The 446-nt window shown below is 54.2% G+C and carries 1 protein-coding gene; it reads left to right on the top strand.

Annotation, left to right across the window (positions count from 1 at the left end; genetic code table 11):
• Nucleotides 1-199 (top strand): hypothetical protein (locus tag AC1RPR_RS08295; RefSeq protein ID WP_481763483.1); only part of this gene is annotated, 199 nt, incomplete at its 5' end.
• Between the last annotated feature and the right edge of the window lie 247 nt (nucleotides 200-446).

Below are 446 nucleotides of genomic sequence, written 5' to 3' on the forward strand. Positions count from 1 at the left end.
CATGATCATGACCGAGTTCCGTGCGTTCTTGGATACACAGGGCGGTCGGTTCGCGGTCAGTGAGGGAGACGAACTGCCGTTCACGGCGCATGTCTGGGCCGACGAGATTTACATGGACGCGCCGACCGTGAGCGCCCGGCTACCCCTCAACTACTGCCCCGGATGTGGGGAGCGGCTGTGGACCAATGTACCCGGATAGACCTCAACTTTTTCCATTATATTTCAACGGAAACACCCTCTAAAAGCCCTTCCTGTACATACCCCTCAGGCGGGGCTTTTTNACATCGATTCCAGTGAAATATAATGGAAATTGTTTCAACAGTAGAAAAACACGTATTTTGGTGTTATTACGATTCAGGTCCTCCCTCTATGGGTGGCGTTATTACGCAGCGGAACGGGCTGCGCCCGTGATTGTAGCGCGCAGCGCCCACGGAGCGTAGCGAAGT

This window comes from Dellaglioa sp. CoH-57-MRSF-22 (genome assembly GCF_056781895.1).